The sequence below is a fragment of the Acinetobacter sp. YH16051 genome (assembly GCF_013417135.1).
Classification (GTDB): domain Bacteria; phylum Pseudomonadota; class Gammaproteobacteria; order Pseudomonadales; family Moraxellaceae; genus Acinetobacter; species Acinetobacter towneri.
Window position 1 is genome coordinate 248,060 of the sequence record NZ_VPEN01000001.1, and the last position, 18,476, is coordinate 266,535.

Sequence of the window (18,476 nt, forward strand, 5' to 3'; positions counted from 1 at the left end):
GTTTTGCCCCAAGACGATTTTCTTAGTCCAGAAAATCAATCAAATCTGTCTGTAATTGTTCCAAATAAGGTAATTTAAAAGTGCGTAAGTGTCCACGTAATGCTGAAATATCTTGAATATTTTTTGCTTTACTGGAAATTTCAAACAGGTTGCGATTGCCTAAAAAACAGAGCGTGTTCCGCTCAGGGTGAAATAACAAATCACCTTGCTGATGCTGAAAAAAATCATCCAGTTTTAACACCATTGCAGGGCTGAGGGTGCGCGCCAGTTGAATTGCATCACTACCAAAAAAGTTGAGTTTTTGATTCAGGCGAATGTCACTGGTATGCCACGGCACATGATAAGGAGCACCAAAAGTTTTATTATTTGAGGTAACGGCTAAACCTTGTAGCTGCACATCAAAGACAAATACGCCCGATAAATGCCGCACCACTTCACGCACTTTATAGTCATTGCCATTTTGATCTTTAATGCGGGTTTCACTGACATAGCGATATTCAAAGACCAAAACCTGATGTTGCTTGCCTTGTTGATCTTGCCAAACAGTACTGGCGTAACGGCGAATTTCATTGGACAGATTCCCCAAATTAAACAAGGGAAACAGACTTTTTAAATGAGCAATCAAATAAACGGGTTGTAGGGTTCGGGCAAGATGTTGCGGTGGTTGCTGCCATGCCAGTTGATAGCGCTGTGCAATGCTTTCTTGTTCTAAAAAAGTGATGACTTCTTCAATGGGGTCGTCTTGTTCATAGGTAATAAATGCCCAGAAGATACAGCCTAACCCAATCAGCAAGCAGAATTGCAGCCAAATATTACTCGGTTGAATCAAGAGCAATAAACAGAACAACACACCTATAATGCCAAGCAGGACAGGCAAAACATTTTCAAACTTGAGGGTGATGTCATCTTGCCAAGGGTGTAAGCCATCTAAAATATCTTGATGGCTTTGTGCTTTTTTTCCAATATCCCATAACCGCGCGATATTACGAAATACCCGCTGATTCTTCTTGCGTCGAATATGAATGGAGTGTTGCACGGTATCGAGCGGCATGGTGGTTTCTTTTACAGTTTGAAAATTAAGTTTGAGCTTGATCAATCAGCATGGCATCGCCATAACTAAAGAAACGATAGCGTTCAGCCACAGCATGTTGATACGCCTGCATGACATTTTCACGGCTTGAAAGCGCAGATACCAACATTAATAAGGTGGATTCAGGCAAGTGGAAATTGGTGATTAGACGATCCACCACTTTAAACTGATAACCTGGGTAAATAAAAATTTGCGTATCACCCGACCACGCTGCAAGTTTGCCTGCATGGGCTTGGGCAGCACTTTCCACGGCACGGGTAGCAGTTGTACCCACTGAAATAACTTTATTACCTCGTGCTTTGGTTTCACGAATCAGCGCTACGGCAGCTTCAGAAACTTCACACCATTCACTGTGCATGATGTGATTGGCAATATCATCGGTACGTACAGGCAGGAATGTACCTGCGCCCACATGCAAGGTCACAAAGGTTTTTTGAATGCCTTTATCTGCTAGCTGTTGCAGTAAGGCTTCATCAAAGTGCAAGCTGGCAGTGGGTGCGGCAACACTAGCGAGTTTTGTTGGGTCGTTAAATACGGTTTGATAACGCTCGGTATCAATCGCTTCTGCTTCACGGTTAAAGTAGGGTGGAATCGGTAACTGACCGTAGGCATCCAATACGTCTAAAATAGGCTGCGAAAACTCGACAATAAATAAGTTTTCATGGCGACCTTGTACGGTCACTTTTACAGCATCAGGCCCAATAAACAGTTCTGCACCTGCTTTTGGTGAGTTGCTGGCTTTAATATGGCAATGGGCAATAAATTGATCTTGCAGACGTTCTACCAAGACTTCCACTGCACCGCCTGTGGCACGTTTACCTTTAAGACGCGCTTTCATGACTTTGGTATCGTTAAGTACCAGTAAATCGCCCGCTTCGAGTAAATTCAGTAGGTCGGTAAATTGATGGTCATGATACTGACCTTGAGCATCAAGATGCAGCAGACGAGAGGCGCTACGACTTGCTAGTGGGTAACGAGCAATGAGTTCATCGGGGAGATTAAAATTAAAGTCAGAAAGCTGCATGATAAAAACAAGTTAGAACACTGGGAAAACTGCGCCTAGTATATGCTTTTTTAGGTTTTATGGATGAAATTGGTCGATTATAAATCAAAAAAATGACAGCTGATTTAATTTTAAACAATTGCAAAAAACTTGCGTTGACAAGCTGTCAAAAAAGTTTATTATACCCATCAACACCTACCCGAGGTGGTGAAATTGGTAGACGCGGCGGACTCAAAATCCGCTGTCAGAGATGACGTGTCGGTTCGAGTCCGACCCTCGGGACCATATAAAGGAAAAGCCCTCAAGCATATTAAGACTTGGGGGCTTTTTTATTGTCTGTATATTAATGGGTTGTGCCATTTTTTAGCTCCAGTCTTAATGATTCCATTAGCCACAATTCAGGTGGTCACTTTGGAAAATGAGTACCCAAATGAGTACCTGATTTTTCATTGGTACTCATGGTGGAATCAGATGCTAAGCTTAAATTATTAGATCAATACAATAATCAAATGTGATTGATCGGGTGTCTTATAGGGCTTGTAGTACTTAAAAGCTTTATTCACTATCTAAAGCTACTTTGATGACATCTGCAATTGTCTCAGTGGTGACGCCTCTTTTTCGAGCATTCTCAGAATGGAGCCAAGTTGCTAAGTCTTTATTGCCTTTAGATGCATTGCAGCCAATACAGCACAATGCAATATTGGATAAGGTTGTAATTCTTATATCGTTGATAATGTGTTCCCAAGACTTCTTATTAGCTCTTTCAGTGCCAAACTTTTTGCCGCAATATACACAGCACAGGTCTCGCTCCGAGACCGCATCTTCTATGTGCTTTGGTATTCCCCACGAATTTGCCATTTTAGGTTTTCCTTATTTTATGGCTCTAGTTGAATGAAAAATCCTAACCTTTGATAACTCACATTCATAAAATTTAGATCTAAGCATTAAATGAAATAGTTGTCATAACACTATATAAATGAGGGTGTAAAAAAACCAGCACCGAAGCGCTGGTTTTTTACATCACTAACTTAGGTTAGTTTTGCATCAACTTATTGAGCTGCATCAAGAGCAGCATTGAATGTTGGGCTTGGACGCATTACGGCATTCACTTTGGCTTGATCTACTGCGTAGTAACCACCGATATCAACCGATTTACCTTGTACTTCCGCAAGTTCAGCAACAATTTTGTCTTCGTTTGCAGCTAAAGCTTGTGCAAGTGGTTCAAACTTCGCTTTCAACTCAGCATCTTCATCTTGAGCAGCAAGTGCTTCTGCCCAGAATTTTGCCAAGTAGAAGTGGCTGCCACGGTTGTCCAGTTCGCCAGTACGACGTGATGGAGACTTGTCGTTATCAAGTAATTTGCTGGTCGCTTGATCAAGAGTTGATGCAAGTAATTTCGCACGAGTATTATCTTCTTTAATACCCATTTCTTCTAAAGAAGCAGCAAGCGCAAGGAACTCACCTAATGAATCCCAACGTAAGTGGTTTTCTTCAACAAGTTGTTGTACGTGTTTAGGCGCAGAACCACCCGCACCAGTTTCGTACATACCACCACCCGCCATTAACGGAACGATAGATAACATTTTCGCAGAAGTACCAAGCTCCATAATTGGGAACAAGTCAGTGAGGTAGTCACGTAAGATGTTACCTGTTACAGAAATGGTGTCTAAACCACGCGCAACACGCTCAAGTGTATAACGCATCGCACGAACTTGTGACATGATTTGAATATCTAAACCAGTCGTGTCGTGATCTTTTAAGTATTTTTGAACTTTCTTGATCACTTCGTTTTCGTGTGGACGGTACGGGTCTAACCAGAAAATTGCTGGCATACCAGAGTTACGTGCACGTGTTACTGCAAGTTTAACCCAGTCGCGAATAGGTGCATCTTTCACCTGACACATACGCCAGATGTCGCCTTCTTCTACGTTTTGAGTCATCAACACTTCACCCGTGTCAATGTCGGTGATGTTTGCAACACCTGCAGCAGGAACTTCAAAAGTCTTGTCGTGTGAGCCGTATTCTTCAGCTTTTTGCGCCATCAAACCTACGTTTGGCACAGTACCCATCGTACGTGGGTCGAAGTTACCATTCCACTTACAGAAATTGATCATTTCTTGGTAAATACGCGCGAAAGTAGATTCAGGCATTACTGCTTTACAGTCGTAAGGTTTACCGTCAGCACCCCACATTTTACCGCCACCACGAATCATTGCAGGCATAGAAGCATCTACAATTACGTCGTTTGGAGAGTGGAAGTTGGTGATGCCTTTTGCAGAATCCACCATTGCAAGTGCAGGGCGGTGTTCTTGGCATGCGTGTAAATCTTCGATGATTTCTTCACGTAAAGAAGTTGGTAAGGTTTCGATCTTTTCATAAAGACCTGCCATACCGTTGTTGACGTTAATGCCAAGTTCTTCAAACAATTTACCGTGTTTTTCAAACGCTTCTTTATAGTAAATTTTCACACAGTGACCGAATACAATCGGGTGTGAAACTTTCATCATGGTCGCTTTTACGTGTAAAGAGAACAAAATGCCTGCTTCTTTACAATCATCCAATTCTTTTTCATAGAAGTCGCAAAGCGCTTTCTTGCTCATGAACATAGAATCGATGATTTCGCCATCAAGTAACGCTACTTTTTCTTTCAATACAATGGTTTCACCAGAATGAGTGATGAGTTCCATTTTTACGTTACGTGCGCGGTCAAGCGTCATTGATTTTTCGCCATGGTAGAAGTCACCTTCATCCATGTGTGAAACGTGAGTTTGTGACCATTGCTTCCATTCACCCATAGAGTGAGGGTGTTTTTTTGCATAGTTTTTCACTGCAGCAGGTGCACGACGGTCAGAGTTACCTTCACGTAATACAGGGTTTACTGCTGAACCTAAGCATTTACCAAAACGAGCGAGTAAAGCTTTCTCTTCTTCAGTATCCGCATTTTCAGGATAGTCAGGAATTGCATAGCCTTTTGCTTGTAATTCCTTGATACATGCAATTAACTGAGCAACTGAAGCACTGATGTTCGGAAGTTTGATGATATTGGTATCTGGATCTTGCGTGAGACGTCCAAGCTCTGCGAGGTTGTCGGCTACCTTCTGTTCTTCGCTTAGGTATTCCGAGAATTCAGAGAGTACGCGTGCTGCGACAGAGATATCACTCTTGACAATCTCGATGCCAGCAGGCTTAGTAAAGGTCTCAATGATCGGCAGTAGAGAGTAGGTCGCCAACAATGGCGCCTCATCGGTCAGTGTATAAATGATTTTTGACTTTCCACCAGCCATATATAGCCCCTTGCTTTGATTGAGTTTTTTAGGAGCGAGATAATGACTCAGCCCCTGCGAACCGATTTGCCTAATTTAACCTTGAGAGTATCGACTCTCTATGCATTTCAGTCAACGTAATTACAGTGATGACGCCATTTCGCTACGAAATGATGTGTCGCATTTGTGCGAATCAAGACACGGTTTAATGTAAAAACGAGCCTATTTAAACCTAAAAATCGCCTTGAGTATTTAGTGTTGAAATACTAATCAAATCGTATGATGAAGATATGACATCAAAAATATATGTATATTTTATTATAAATTAACCAGTTGAGGGTTCGACTTAAGTCGTATGTTTGATAAATAATCGATGAAAATGATACGTAGATATATTTAGTTTATTTATTTTGTAAATTTATCAATATTTTACATTATTTTTTTACAGTATGAGGTAATGTAAATTCTTGTATAGAAGTTTAGATTTTCTTCAAAAACGGAGGGAAATCTACAGATAAAAAGCCTGATTGATATTTTAAAAGTTTAGATCTATTTTTATGGTCTAAATTTTACAAAAAACGGCGTATTTTTTGGTGCTTTGAAGCAGTTCGATTCCTCTGAAAGCGTGGTTCATCATGATCTCAACTCTTATTCATGCATAGATGAAAAAAAAGCATGAAAGAAGAGGCAGCGATTTGTTGCACAGTTTTTAAATTGGTTTGAAAGCTTATGTTTTGTGTTAAAGTTTGTAGGTTAACTCTGAGTTCAATGGACGAATTTTGAAGAGAAAATAATTCATAACGTGTCAAACTTTAATTAACGAGGCAAAAATGAAAATACAGTTGCTGGAAATTGGTCCCGAAACGGAGCAACTCAGTGCTTGCACACTCTCATTATTATTAGGCGTACATACGCCAACTAACCAAATTGATGGTTTTTTGAAGTTTGCCCGTCAAATATTGCAAGTCGATCATGCCATTTTGACTTTTAAAAATGAGCCATATATCTGGTATTCCACCAATCAAGTTTTTAAAGCTTTTCATGCCAATCCAACCGCACAGTTAGAAGCTTTCTTTCAAGGTCAGCAACTGATTGAACCTCAACATCCTCAATATGCGAATTTTGTGCAGCATATTGCAAGTTTAGGGATAGAAGCGGCTCGTTTAATTGCACTGGATTTACTCAAAACGGATGGTGAGTCGATTGGGCAGTTGTTGTTATTTGATCATCGTGAAGAAGCGTTTAGTTTAGGTGCTTTGCCGACAGTGGCGGAGTTTGCTGCAGGTTTGGTGCGTTATATTGAATTAAAAGTTGATTATGCAAGCTTAAAAGAACTGTATGAACAGCAGTCTGCATTGAATTTTAGTAAAACGAAATTTTTCCAAATTATTGCGCATGATTTGCGCGCGCCATTTCATGGCTTATTGGGGTTTTCGGAAGTTTTAGCGCAAGAGCGCGAAACTTTGGATGATTCTAGTATTCAAAATATTGCCGACTATTTATTCGACACAGCACAATCGACCTATAACTTGCTAGAAAGTTTATTGAATTGGGCGATGGCAGAGGGTGGACGCTTTGTGTATCACCCAATTAATTTTGAGTTAAAGCAATCGACCAAAATTGTTTGCGATGTGTTGAAAAGTTTGGCAATCAAGAAAAATATTGAACTGATTGATCAAGTTGAAGAAGGCATTAAAGTTTATGCCGACATCAATATGATTACCTCGGTGATTCAAAATTTGGTGTCGAATGCGCTGAAATTTACCTTTACCGATGGCACAGGCAAAGTCATTTTACGTGCAGAGCAAACAGAAACCAGTGTGGATATTTATATTCACGATACGGGTTTGGGCATGACTGCACAACAACTCGAAACGCTGTTCGAGCCTAAACTTACTGTTAGTTTTAAAGGCACTGCAGGTGAAAAGGGTATTGGTTTAGGTTTGGTGTTGTGTAAGCGTTTTGTCGATTTGAACCACGGGCAAATTGTGGTGGAATCGAAAGAAGGTGTTGGAACGACTTTTAAAGTCAGTTTGCCAATTGCGACCAGTAGCCATCAAGTATTAAGTAAAGAAGCGTTATTATCTGAGAAAACTTAATTTCAAAGTTTATATACAAAGCAAGCAAAAGCCTGTGGATGTTTAAAATCATCCACAGGCTTTTTTTATCGTGATCAATTTAGATCAACTCTTGCATTATTGAATGTTTTGAATCGGACTACCACCCAACGCTTGCAATAAAGTCACATAGGCGTTGTATTGGTTTTGCTTGGTCTGCAATAAACTTAAACGTGCATTGCGGGTGGTTTCTTGTGCATCTAGCAGGTTTTTTAAGGCAATCGCACCATGCCGATAACGCACCTCAGTTAAGCGTTCAGTTTTCTCTGCCAGTGCTAAATTGCGGCTTTGCAGCGCGACTTGTTGATTCAGCGCGGTTCGTGCTGACAGTGCATTTTCGACATCGGCAAAGGCTTTATATAAAGTTTGTCGATATTGCACAATGGCTTTTTCATATTCCAAAGCATTCACTTTTAGATCGCGCTGCATATCATTCCATTGCAAAAATGGCAGGGTTAAACCTGCACCTAAAGTGGCAATTGGGTTTTTTAGGGCATCGCTTAAAGAGGTATGCGCGCCTGTACCGACACCTGTACTGAGTGTGCCTGTAAGACTGATGGATGGGTAATAACTGGCTCGATTGGCATCTTTATTGGCCAAGGCTTTACGTAAACGTAATTCGGCTGCACGTAAGTCGGGACGACGTGACAGCAGTTCTGCAGGTAAGCCAGCAGTAATATTCGGTAAACGAACAGCGGCTAAACTCTGTGGTTCATTGATATTCAACATTTGCACAGGTTGATGCAGTAAAACTGCCAAGGCGGTGCGTGTTTCAACTTTTTGCTGTGCAATTTGGCTCAAGGTTGATTTTTGACTTTGCAGGGCTTGTTCGGCTTGGTTTAAATCCAATCCTGAAACTGCACCCGCGCGATATTGCGCACTGACCAATTGATACGTTTTTTGCGTACTGGCAAGGTTTTGTTGTGCGACAACATAGCGTTCATTTAAATAACCCAATTGCCAATATAAGTTGGCAGTGGTTGCAATCAGGCTTTGTGCGGTGGCTTGTAAGTCTTGTTCGGTGGCTAAGGCTTCCCAACGTGCAGCTTCAGTCTGATTGGCAAGTTTACCGAATAAGTCCAATTCATAGCTCAGTCCGGGATAATTCAGCGAAATCCCACGCGCTGTATCACCATTGCCCTCTAAACTAAATTGATGCCCTGTAGAAATACCTGCATTGCCAATCCGGACACCTTGCTGACTTTGGCCTTGTTTTGCTTGTAATCTGGCTTGTTGTAAATTCAGTCCTGCAACCGCGAGGTCACTGTTACGCGCCAAGACTTGTTCAACCAATTGATTTAAAGCAGCATCGTGAAAGAGTGTCCACCAACGGTCTGTATTTAGTTGTGCAAGGACTTGCTGGCTTTTTTGCTGCTGCTCAAACTGTTGAGGAATATTTACAGCAGGTGCCTGATAAGGTGTTTTGACTACGGCTGCACAACCCACTAAGCTGCTGCCAAGAAAAAGCGCAGTGACGAGTTGGCTGAATTGTCGTGACTTCTGGTTAAATCGCATCATCATTCCTTACTCTAATTCCTTATTCTCTAGATAGCGCATCGACAGGGTTCAGTTGGGCAGCATTACGTGCAGGAATAAAACCGAACACAATTCCAATCAGGCTTGAACAGACAAAAGCGGCTACAATCGAGGTGGTGGAGTACGCCATTTGAAAGGTTCCACCTGCCACATGATTAATCAATTGCCCAATTCCGAGTGCGAGCAAGACGCCAAGTACACCGCCTAAAATACACACTAAAATGGCTTCAATTAAAAATTGCTGCAAAATATCGCTTTGTCGTGCGCCGACTGCCATGCGTACCCCAATTTCTTGGGTGCGTTCTGTGACAGAGACCAACATGATGTTCATTACGCCAATTCCACCGACCACCAGTGAAATCACTGCAATAGCAGAAACCAGTAAGGTCATGGTGGCGGTAGTTTGTTGGATGGTTTCACGGATACTGTCGGCATTTTGAGTAAATACATCCTGCGCACCATGACGCTGTACCAACAGACTTAGGATGGCATTTTCTGCTGCAGCACTTGGATATTCATCTTTGACTCGTACAATAATGCTGCGCACATGGCTTTGGCCAAGCATGCGGCTCATTACCGTAGAGTAGGGCAAATACACATTTAAGCTGTCGGCATTGCCCATCATGCTTTTTTGTTCTTCGACCACGCCAATAATACGGCTGGGTACGCTGCCCAATAAAATTACTTGCCCGACAGGGTTGCTGCCATCACTAAAAAATGTATTTTTGGTGTTGTGATCAATCACCACATCTTGCGCTTGTTCCAGCACGCTGTGTTTGTCAAAAGGCTGACCCGACTGGAAGTTTATGCCGCGCACATAGAAAAAGTCTTCGCTCACACCATTGACTGTGGCAGAAGCCTCGGTGTCTTTAAAACGTACTGTGACGTTGCTATTGACCGATGGGCTGACCCCATCCACATAAGGTTGTTCTGCCAAAGCATCGGCATCGGCAGGAATTAGGGTTTTAAGCTGAGATGAGCGCGAGGTATCACCAAAACCACGCCCCTGAAACACGGTAATGGTGTTGGTACCTAAACTGCTGATGTTCTCTAAAATTTGTTTCTGTGAACCATTGCCAAGTGCCACAACAGATACAACCGAAGCGATCCCGATAATAATCCCGAGCATGGTTAAAAAGGTGCGCATGCGATGCGCATTCATCGCCAGTAGCGCCATGCGGAAGGCTTCACCTAAACGATCAAATACAGAACGCCAAGCTGAAGTTCTTTTTTGTGGTGAATGTTGCAAAGTTTGTTGGGTAATATCATCTTGATCGGCAGGTGTGTTGGGCTGATCAGAAATAATAAGCCCGTCACTGATTTCAATAATCCGTGTGGCATTTTTAGCGACATTATGGTCATGTGTGACCAAGATGATGGTGTGACCTTTGGTATTTAGCTCACGCAAAATCCGCATCACTTCAATACCGCTATTCTTGTCGAGTGCACCTGTGGGTTCATCGGCAAGAATCACATCGCCACCATTCATCAAGGCACGTGCAATGGATACACGTTGTTGTTGTCCACCTGAAAGCTGACTTGGGCGGTTTTGGGTTTTATCGGCTAGACCTAAGTCACTGAGCAGCGCAGTCGCGCGTGTTTGTCGCTCTTCAACATCGGCACCTGCATAAATTGCAGGCACTTCGACGTTGCCCGCAGCGCTTAAATCACCCAATAAGTGATAGCGCTGGAAAATAAAACCAAAATATTCACGACGTAGCTGTGCCAATTCATCGGCTTCAAGTTGTCGGGTTTCGCGTCCTTTGACTTTATAGCTGCCCGTGGTGGGTTGATCCAAACAGCCCAAAATATTCATGAGGGTGGATTTTCCCGAACCCGACTGACCTACAATCGCAACCAATTCACCTGGGTAAATCTTCAGGTCAATGCCTTTGAGAATCTGCACTGTAGATTCACCCGCAGGGAATTCACGGGTCAGATTGGTGACCTCTAACAGAGGTTGTGACTGACTCATCTTACATTCTCACTGATGGGCCAACACGACCACCACGCTTCGCCGCATCATTTGAGGTATCAGAACCATCGGCAATAATGACTTGATCGCCCAGTTTTAAGCCACGAATGACTTGTACCGTTGCACGGTTGTTTAAGCCAAGCAATACCGATTGTGGACGAGCTGAGCCATCGGCTTGCAGTACACGTACCATACCTAAAGAGGCTTTACCTTGATCAATCAAGGCTTTTTCATTGGCAGTCAACTCCAAGCGGGCAGGGCGTTTGGCAGAGCTAGCATTGGTATTGTCGCGCTCAGCACGTACGTTGCTGTCTGAATTATTGCTGTTGCCACGACTGCGTGAACGGTTTGCACCTTGTACCGCAGCAGCAGGAATGGTCAGCACATTGCGTGCCTCTGCCAATACAATGGACACTTGTGCGGTCATATTGATGCGTAGCTTGCCGTCTTCATTTGGTACGTCAAATAAAGCGTTGTAGTACACGGCAGAACTTGAAGATGATGACGTATTGTTATTGCTTTCGGTATTGATGGATTTGGGTGCAGGTTCTACCTGACGTAAAGTAGCGTAATGTTTTTTCTCACTGTTGCCCAAGGTGGTGAAATAGACCGTTTGTCCCTCTTCGACCTTCATTACATCCGCTTCAGAAATTTCTGCTTTTACAGTCATGGTGTCAAGTTTGGCTAATTTAACAATCGTGGGCGCACTTTGATTGGCGTTCACGGTTTGACCTTCTTCGGTCACAATTGCGACGACAGTGCCATCCATTGGGGCAAGAATACGGGTATAACCTAAATTTTCTTTAGACGTGTCTAAAGTTAGGCGTGACTGTTCAATTTGAGCGTTAATGGCAGCAATTTCTGCTTGTGAAGTTTTATAGTTGGCTAAGGCAGTTTCAAGTTCAGCACGTGAGGTCGCATCTTGCGCATACATGGCTTGTTGACGCTGATATTCTGCTGCGACTTTGGCGAGATTGGCTTGTCGAACCGCCAATTGTGCCTGTTGGTTTTTAATACTGGCCTGCGCTGTTTTAAACTCATTTTCCTGTCGTACGGAGTCAATTTGGGCAATCAACTGTCCTTGTTTGACTTGATCGCCTAACTGAACATACATTTTTTTGACTTGACCTGAAACTTGCGCACCAACACTGACCATTTTGGTGGCTTCAAGTACGCCTGTTGCCAACACCGCACTTTCAATATCTCCACGGCTCACTTCGGCAGTAATGTATTGCGGTTGTTGTTCTTTGGGTTTTAAAAAATACCAAGCGGCAAATGCCAGCATCAGCGCAATGATAATTCCCGCAATAAGTTTGGTCGATTTTATTTTTGGCATGAGTCAAAAAACAGAAAAAGAAATTAAAAGGATTATAGAAGTGAAATAAGGATAAATCGTGAATTTTTTGAAGAAACTGCAAATGAGAATTATTTATTAGTGGTTTGAGCTAGATTTAATACAGTCTGAGTACAGTATTACATCCATAAAAAAAGTGAAAATAGCATCTGTTAACGAGGTGGGGTAGTTTGTTTCATCTCTATGATAATTTTATGAATTTTTATGATAAATGCTGAAAAATACAACTATGGTCTAAGTTGCTTAAAAAACCTTATTTTCTATATGGATTTAAGAATTAAAAGCAGCTAGTATTAAATTCCATAAAATAATTATGGATTTAATCATTAGGATAATACGGCATCGGGACGATGCAATAAAACATGACTTTAAGCAAAAAATCTGAGGGGTAAATCATGGAGTGGAGTGAGAAATTTAATATCGGAATTGATGTGATTGACAATCAACATCGACAAATTCTGGACTATATTAATGCGCTGGAAAAAATTCGGGCGACAGGTGCGCGGGAGCAAATCAAAGAAGTCTTGGATGACTTGATTGACTATACGCAATCGCATTTTAGCTTTGAAGAAAACTTGTTGTCACAGGTCAATTATCAATACTTACCATCACATCGTGGTATTCACGAACTCTTTGTGAAGCGTTTGAATGATTGCCGTCAGCGTTTTGCCAATGGCGAATCGGTAGAACATGATTTGTATCGTTTGTTGTCTAAATGGTTGATTAACCATATTCAGCATGATGATCAGGATTATGTCGATGCGGTACGCGACAATATGCTGCATTATTTGCGTTCACAGGAACAGAAGAAAGGCAAAAGTTGGTTTGCACGTTTCTTTAGCTAATCCTCGGAAAAGCAGATGATTTTAAAAATTATTTGATGAAGTCTGCTTAATTAAGCCGAGTGAGAAGCAAACAGCGTTTTACCACAGAGTTCTGTAATGGCTTGTAGCACCAAATGTTCAGGGTTTTCCTTGGACATCCCTTTGATGGCGGCATCAATACGCAATAATAGGGCGGGCCATTGCAAGAAACTATTTGGATTTAAACGTCGCAAAGCTTGCTGATAAACACTGACTTTGTTTTTCCAGATACCCAGTTGCAAAGCATTTTGTGGTTGTTCAAATAATTGCATCAGCAGGCGCATTTCTTTGCTGATGCTCCACAAAATTAAACTCATGGCTTCACCCGAAGCCATGAGGTATTGAAAAATTTTCATAGCTTGCGCTAGATTTCCCGTCAGTAAAGCATCATTTAAATCATAAGTGCTATAACGAGATTGATCTTGTAAACAGGCATGTAAATGTTCAATCTGAATCTGCTGAATTTCAGGAAAGGTGTCACTGACCCGCATTAAGCTATTTTTGGCAGCCAAAAGGTTGTGTTCATGATGTTGTTCCAACCATTGCCACGCATCATGTCCTAATTGAATGCCAAGCTTTTCTGCTTCCAAACCTAAAATCTGCTGCCGATCTTTAGGATAATTCGCCGTAAGCGCAACATTGACCCCATTGGCATCAATCAACTGAAAAAAACTGGATTTCAGACTATTGTTGTCTTGTTTCGGCATTACCACCAACAGCAAGTTTTGTTCATTGTGTTGAATATAACTTTTCAGTTGTTTTAGTGTGCTGGCATCAGGCTTGATATTGCCGTGTACTTCAACCGCCAATTGACTCGAAAACAGTGACAGACTGTTTAAGGCATTGAATACATTTTTCCAATCGCTAACGCTATTTAAATCATAACGCTGACGTTCAATATCCTGTTTTTGCCAACTGGCACGAAAAGCATCCAGCAAGTTTTGTTCGAGTAAGGGTTCTTGACCATGCAAAATCCATACGCCACGTGCTTCATCGACACGTTTGAGGGCTTGTAGATAGTCAATTTTCATAAAAAATTCGCACTCGAAAACTTATTTAGGGTTTGAATACACAGGTGGGTTGACCAAAGGTAAACGATTAGATGAAATTTGACGCACAATTTGCTGTGCTACATCATCAATAATGACTTCTTTTAAGAATTTTTGTTCCTGATCATCGGTATTCACAGTTGCTACATCGTATTGATAACTGCGCGTTGCCATGACGGTACGAGGTTCGGTGATCGGGTTGCCTTGCGCATCTTCAATACGGAAAGTCACACTCAAACGTAATAAGGTTTCTACCAGTTTGCCATTCAATTCCAAGCGACGTGGCGTATAGTCAAGTACACGCAGTACATAGGCATTAGGGTCATTGCTGAGTTGTACGCCCGCTGTACCCATCTGAATGGAAAGTTTTTCTTCTAATTCTTCAGCATTGCTCGGTAAAGCCAGACTCATTTTTGAATAAGCCACAGGTGCAATGCTTGGATTGGTGCCTTTAAGATGAAAACCACAGCCGACTAAGCCAGCACTGAGTCCACAAGTTAAAACAATGACTGCTAGACGTTGGCTAAAGTGCATGTGCTGTCCTCTGTAATATTCTTGAAAGTTTAAAAGCGGAAGTTGAGAAGATCTTGATTGTAGGTGCAAAGCCCATTGACTGACAACGGGCTTTGTTAGGAAATTGTTTTAATTCCTTTTTTGTAGGAGGGTTTAGGGGGATTGTTTTATAAAATCCCTCCAAACCTCCCTTTAAAAAAGGGAGGTTTAAAAGCACTTAAACCACCAAATTCACTAACTTATTCGGTACCACAATTTCTTTCTTGGTTGGCCCAGTCAAGAATGGTTGTACTTCAGGTAAGGCTTTGGCAAGTGCAAGAATGTCTTCTTTAGATGCATCTACTGCTACATCAAGCTTGCCACGTAATTTACCATTTACCTGCACCACAATCGTTTGAGTATTGCGGGTTAATGCAGACTCATCGACCACAGGGAATAGGGTGGAGGTTAATTCAATTCCGAACTCTACCAATAAGGTTTGGCTCAAGTGTGGTGCAAATGGCGCAAGCAAGGTCAATAACGTCACAATTGCTTCACGTTCAACCGCAAGGTCTTGTTCGTTCTGCGCTTCAAACTTGTTGCAAGCATTCAAGAGTTCCATCAATGCTGCAATTGCAGTGTTGAACGCATGACGACGCTCAATATCATCGCCCACTTTTTGAATGGTTTCATGGGTTTTGCGACGTAAGTCTTGTGCTGCTGTAGCAAGTTTGCTGCTGTCAATTGCAGTTGCATTGCTGCCTTTTTCAAGGAAACCTGCCGCCAAACGCCAAACACGTTTTAAGAAGCGGTTCGCACCTTCAACGCCTGCATCTGACCATTCTAAAGACTGATCTGGTGGTGCAGCGAACATCATAAATACACGTGCAGTATCTGCGCCGTATTGGTCAATAATGGCTTGTGGGTCGATACCGTTATTTTTCGATTTCGACATTTTTTCCTGACCACCAACAATCACAGCTTGACCATCGCCTATGTATTTAGCCGAAAGAACGCGACCTTTTTCGTCTTTTTCAAGCTCAATATCGGCAGGGTTAAACCAAGTTTTCTTGCCGCTTTCTGCTTCGCGGTAGAAGGTGTCAGCCAAGACCATGCCTTGAGTCAGCAAGTTGGTAAATGGCTCATTGCCTTGTACCACGCCTTCATCACGCATAAGTTTGTGAAAGAAACGCGCGTACAATAAGTGCAAGATGGCGTGTTCTACACCACCAATATATTGATTAACTGGCAACCAAGTTTGCGCAGCTTCAGGCTTGACCATACCACCTGTAAAATCTGGAGATGCATAACGTGCATAATACCAAGATGATTCTACAAAAGTATCTAAGGTATCGGTTTCACGACGTGCTTCGCCACCACAGCATGGGCAAGTAGTTTGATAGAATTCAGGCATTTTATTTAACGGGTTGCCTGAGCCATCTGGCACAACATCGGTAGGTAAAATGACAGGAAGCTGATCTTCTGGAACTGGAACTTGTCCACATTTTTCACAGTTGATCATCGGAATTGGGCAGCCCCAGTAACGTTGGCGTGAAACACCCCAGTCACGTAAACGGAATTGTACTTTTACATTGGCTAAGCCTTGTGGCTCTAATTTCGCTAAAAGTGCATCAAAAGCCGCTTGGAAATCTAAACCATCAAATTCGCCTGAATTGACCAGTTTACCTTCTTTAGAACCGTACCATTCTTGCCATTGGGTTGTGTCAAAGTCCGCATCGTCTGCACCTTTGGCATCAATCACCTGAATAATTGGCAATTGGAATTTATTGGCAAACTCAAAATCACGCTCATCGTGTGAAGGTACAGCCATCACCGCACCAGAACCGTAAGACATCAACACATAGTTGGCAATCCACACTGGCAATTCTTTACCCGTTACTGGATGCTTCACAAATAAGCCAGTCGCCATACCTTTTTTCTCGGCAGTGGCAAGGTCAGCTTCTGCCACAGAACCCATGCGGCATTCTTCAATAAAGGCTTTTAATTGTGCATTGTTTTCTGCTGCTTTTAACGCCATTGGATGTTCTGCAGCAACAGCCACATAAGTTGCACCCATTAACGTGTCAGCACGCGTTGTAAATACAGTCAGACCATCTGCATAAATTTCAGGATTTGCCGATGGGAATGTGATTTCCATCCCTTGCGAACGCCCAATCCAGTTGCGTTGCATGGTCAAGACTTGCTGTGGCCAGCCATCTTTTAAAGTTTCTAAATCGTCTAATAATTCTTGGGCATAATCGGTAATGCGGAAGTAGTACATTGGAATATCGCGTTTTTCTACCAATGCACCTGAACGCCAACCACGGCCATTTTCGACCTGTTCATTGGCCAAAACTGTTTGATCGACAGGATCCCAGTTGACTGTCGAGAGTTTGCGATAAATTAACCCTTTTTTATACAGTTGCACGAATAACCATTGTTCCCAGTGGTAATACTCTGGAGTACAAGTGGCAAATTCACGATCCCAATCTATTGCCAAACCTAGTTTTTTCAATTGGTCGCGCATGTAGGCGATATTTTCAAAAGTCCATTTAGCTGGGGCAACCTGATGCGCAATCGCTGCGTTTTCTGCAGGTAAACCAAAAGCATCCCAACCCATAGGTTGTAAGACGGTTTCACCTTTTAAACGGTGAAAACGGCTAATTACATCACCAATGGTGTAGTTACGCACGTGACCCATGTGCAGTTTGCCGCTTGGGTAAGGGAACATCGAGAGGATATAACGATGTGGACCTTCGACTGTGTCGGCAACTTTAAAGGCTTTGCGAGATTCCCAGTCGCTTTGGACTTGGGGTTCAATCGCACTGGCTTGATATTCAGGGTCAATGTGAGTAGTCATAAGGTTAAATCAGGAATAAACGGTTAAAAAAAGTGTGTCACACAGCATAGCGCAAAATGCAGCTAAATTGAATTTTGCGCGTTGGATTGTGCAGGAAAATTTAAGCGAGTCGTACTTTATGGCTTAAAACTTAAAAAACTTGTGGGTTGGCACGTTCTTGTTGTGCCTGATTTAAAGCTGCATTGGCTTCACGTTGTTGCTGATCCATAGCTGGATTTCCTGCAGGATGATTTGTGGTAGGTGTCGCATGTTGGTTTGTTGTATTTGCAGCAGTAGGTGCAGGGTTGTCAGCAGGATTTGCAGGAGTGGCAACGGTTGGTGCTGAATTTCTCCAGCCATAGGTATCGACTTTGCCTTTTTTCTTGGCAGTTTTTGGCGGCGGTGTCGTGGTGTAATGGGTTGAACCATTTGCATCGACCCACTTGTAATATTGTTTTGCAGAAACTGAGCTAGTGGCAAAAATTAAAATCAAGCTTGCAGAAAGACAACTCAAGCGGATCATTGGCGTTTTCATGTTTGGAAGTCCTGAGCAAAAAGGGTAAATGGCAGAAAACCAATTACAAAAAATCATGTTGGCTAAATTTTAGCAATAATTCCCCATGAAGCTAGGATTTATTGACAATTTTTCGATGATTTTTATCTGCAATAGTGCCTATTCAAAATTGGAGCATTGGCTTGTCTATTTGCAAGTTAAAATAAGCTGAAATGCGTTGCTGAATCATAACCAAGCGATTTATATATTTTTTAATTCATTCTTTATTTTTATGTATGTGATATGAAAAAATTATAAAAAATTCAGCAAATATCTGAAAGTTATTTGTTTTATATGGAAATATTGGACTTGGGATTAAATTGTGATGGATGACACAAAGCG

Annotated in this window: 13 protein-coding genes and 1 tRNA gene; 3 read left to right on the top strand and 11 right to left on the bottom strand. The window is 42.2% G+C overall.

Annotation, left to right across the window (positions count from 1 at the left end):
* Nucleotides 1-22: 22 nt before the first annotated feature.
* Both FTV41_RS01240 and queA read right to left on the bottom strand, forming a co-directional pair.
* Nucleotides 23-1,051 carry a hypothetical protein gene (locus FTV41_RS01240; protein ID WP_178867885.1) on the bottom strand — a complete coding sequence of 343 codons (1,029 nt, stop codon included), beginning with the start codon at nucleotides 1,049-1,051 and terminating at the stop codon, nucleotides 23-25.
* A 25-nt stretch (nucleotides 1,052-1,076) separates the two neighbouring features.
* Nucleotides 1,077-2,114 carry a tRNA preQ1(34) S-adenosylmethionine ribosyltransferase-isomerase QueA gene (gene queA, locus FTV41_RS01245; RefSeq protein WP_179990699.1) on the bottom strand — a complete coding sequence of 346 codons (1,038 nt, stop codon included), beginning with the start codon at nucleotides 2,112-2,114 and terminating at the stop codon, nucleotides 1,077-1,079.
* A 177-nt stretch (nucleotides 2,115-2,291) separates the two neighbouring features.
* On the opposite strand from queA, the gene FTV41_RS01250 reads away from it, so the two are divergent.
* Nucleotides 2,292-2,378: transfer RNA gene (locus FTV41_RS01250), tRNA-Leu, on the top strand.
* A gap of 270 nt (nucleotides 2,379-2,648) precedes the next feature.
* On the opposite strand, the gene FTV41_RS01255 is transcribed toward FTV41_RS01250, so the two are convergent.
* Nucleotides 2,649-2,951: an HNH endonuclease gene (locus FTV41_RS01255; RefSeq protein WP_167846288.1), complete on the bottom strand. Its 303-nt coding sequence runs from the start codon at nucleotides 2,949-2,951 to the stop codon at nucleotides 2,649-2,651.
* A 191-nt stretch (nucleotides 2,952-3,142) separates the two neighbouring features.
* The gene (locus FTV41_RS01260; RefSeq protein ID WP_179995958.1) at nucleotides 3,143-5,377 is read right to left on the bottom strand and encodes an NADP-dependent isocitrate dehydrogenase; all 2,235 of its coding nucleotides are present in this window, start codon (nucleotides 5,375-5,377) and stop codon (nucleotides 3,143-3,145) included.
* An 809-nt stretch (nucleotides 5,378-6,186) separates the two neighbouring features.
* Here FTV41_RS01260 and FTV41_RS01265 point away from each other — a divergent pair.
* Nucleotides 6,187-7,455: a sensor histidine kinase KdpD gene (locus tag FTV41_RS01265; RefSeq protein WP_179995959.1), complete on the top strand. Its 1,269-nt coding sequence runs from the start codon at nucleotides 6,187-6,189 to the stop codon at nucleotides 7,453-7,455.
* Between the two features lie 96 nt (nucleotides 7,456-7,551).
* Here FTV41_RS01265 and FTV41_RS01270 read toward each other — a convergent pair whose 3' ends face one another.
* From FTV41_RS01270 to FTV41_RS01280, 3 genes are read right to left on the bottom strand one after another with little or no spacing between them, the layout of a single operon-like run.
* Nucleotides 7,552-8,988 (bottom strand): efflux transporter outer membrane subunit, encoded by a 1,437-nt coding sequence (locus FTV41_RS01270; protein WP_179995960.1) that lies wholly within the window; start codon nucleotides 8,986-8,988, stop codon nucleotides 7,552-7,554.
* A 22-nt stretch (nucleotides 8,989-9,010) separates the two neighbouring features.
* On the bottom strand, nucleotides 9,011-10,984 hold the full coding sequence (locus tag FTV41_RS01275) for a MacB family efflux pump subunit (RefSeq protein WP_179995961.1): 1,974 nt from the start codon (nucleotides 10,982-10,984) through the stop codon (nucleotides 9,011-9,013).
* 1 nt (nucleotide 10,985) lies between these two features.
* Nucleotides 10,986-12,320 (bottom strand): efflux RND transporter periplasmic adaptor subunit, encoded by a 1,335-nt coding sequence (locus FTV41_RS01280; RefSeq protein WP_179995962.1) that lies wholly within the window; start codon nucleotides 12,318-12,320, stop codon nucleotides 10,986-10,988.
* Nucleotides 12,321-12,733: 413 nt separating this feature from the next.
* On the opposite strand from FTV41_RS01280, the gene FTV41_RS01285 reads away from it, so the two are divergent.
* Nucleotides 12,734-13,183, top strand: a complete 450-nt coding sequence (locus FTV41_RS01285; RefSeq protein ID WP_004974971.1) for a bacteriohemerythrin — start codon at nucleotides 12,734-12,736, stop codon at nucleotides 13,181-13,183.
* A 50-nt stretch (nucleotides 13,184-13,233) separates the two neighbouring features.
* On the opposite strand, the gene holA is transcribed toward FTV41_RS01285, so the two are convergent.
* The 4 genes from holA to FTV41_RS01305 all read right to left on the bottom strand — a co-directional run bounded on the left by holA (nucleotide 13,234) and on the right by FTV41_RS01305 (nucleotide 18,104).
* Entirely contained in the window at nucleotides 13,234-14,232 is a 999-nt protein-coding gene (holA, locus tag FTV41_RS01290) for a DNA polymerase III subunit delta (protein ID WP_179995963.1), read from the bottom strand.
* A 21-nt stretch (nucleotides 14,233-14,253) separates the two neighbouring features.
* Entirely contained in the window at nucleotides 14,254-14,784 is a 531-nt protein-coding gene (lptE, locus tag FTV41_RS01295; protein ID WP_179995964.1) for an LPS assembly lipoprotein LptE, read from the bottom strand.
* Nucleotides 14,785-14,980: 196 nt separating this feature from the next.
* The gene (gene leuS, locus FTV41_RS01300) at nucleotides 14,981-17,602 is read right to left on the bottom strand and encodes a leucine--tRNA ligase (protein WP_179995965.1); all 2,622 of its coding nucleotides are present in this window, start codon (nucleotides 17,600-17,602) and stop codon (nucleotides 14,981-14,983) included.
* A gap of 130 nt (nucleotides 17,603-17,732) precedes the next feature.
* Nucleotides 17,733-18,104: a DUF4124 domain-containing protein gene (locus FTV41_RS01305; RefSeq protein WP_373682945.1), complete on the bottom strand. Its 372-nt coding sequence runs from the start codon at nucleotides 18,102-18,104 to the stop codon at nucleotides 17,733-17,735.
* Between the last annotated feature and the right edge of the window lie 372 nt (nucleotides 18,105-18,476).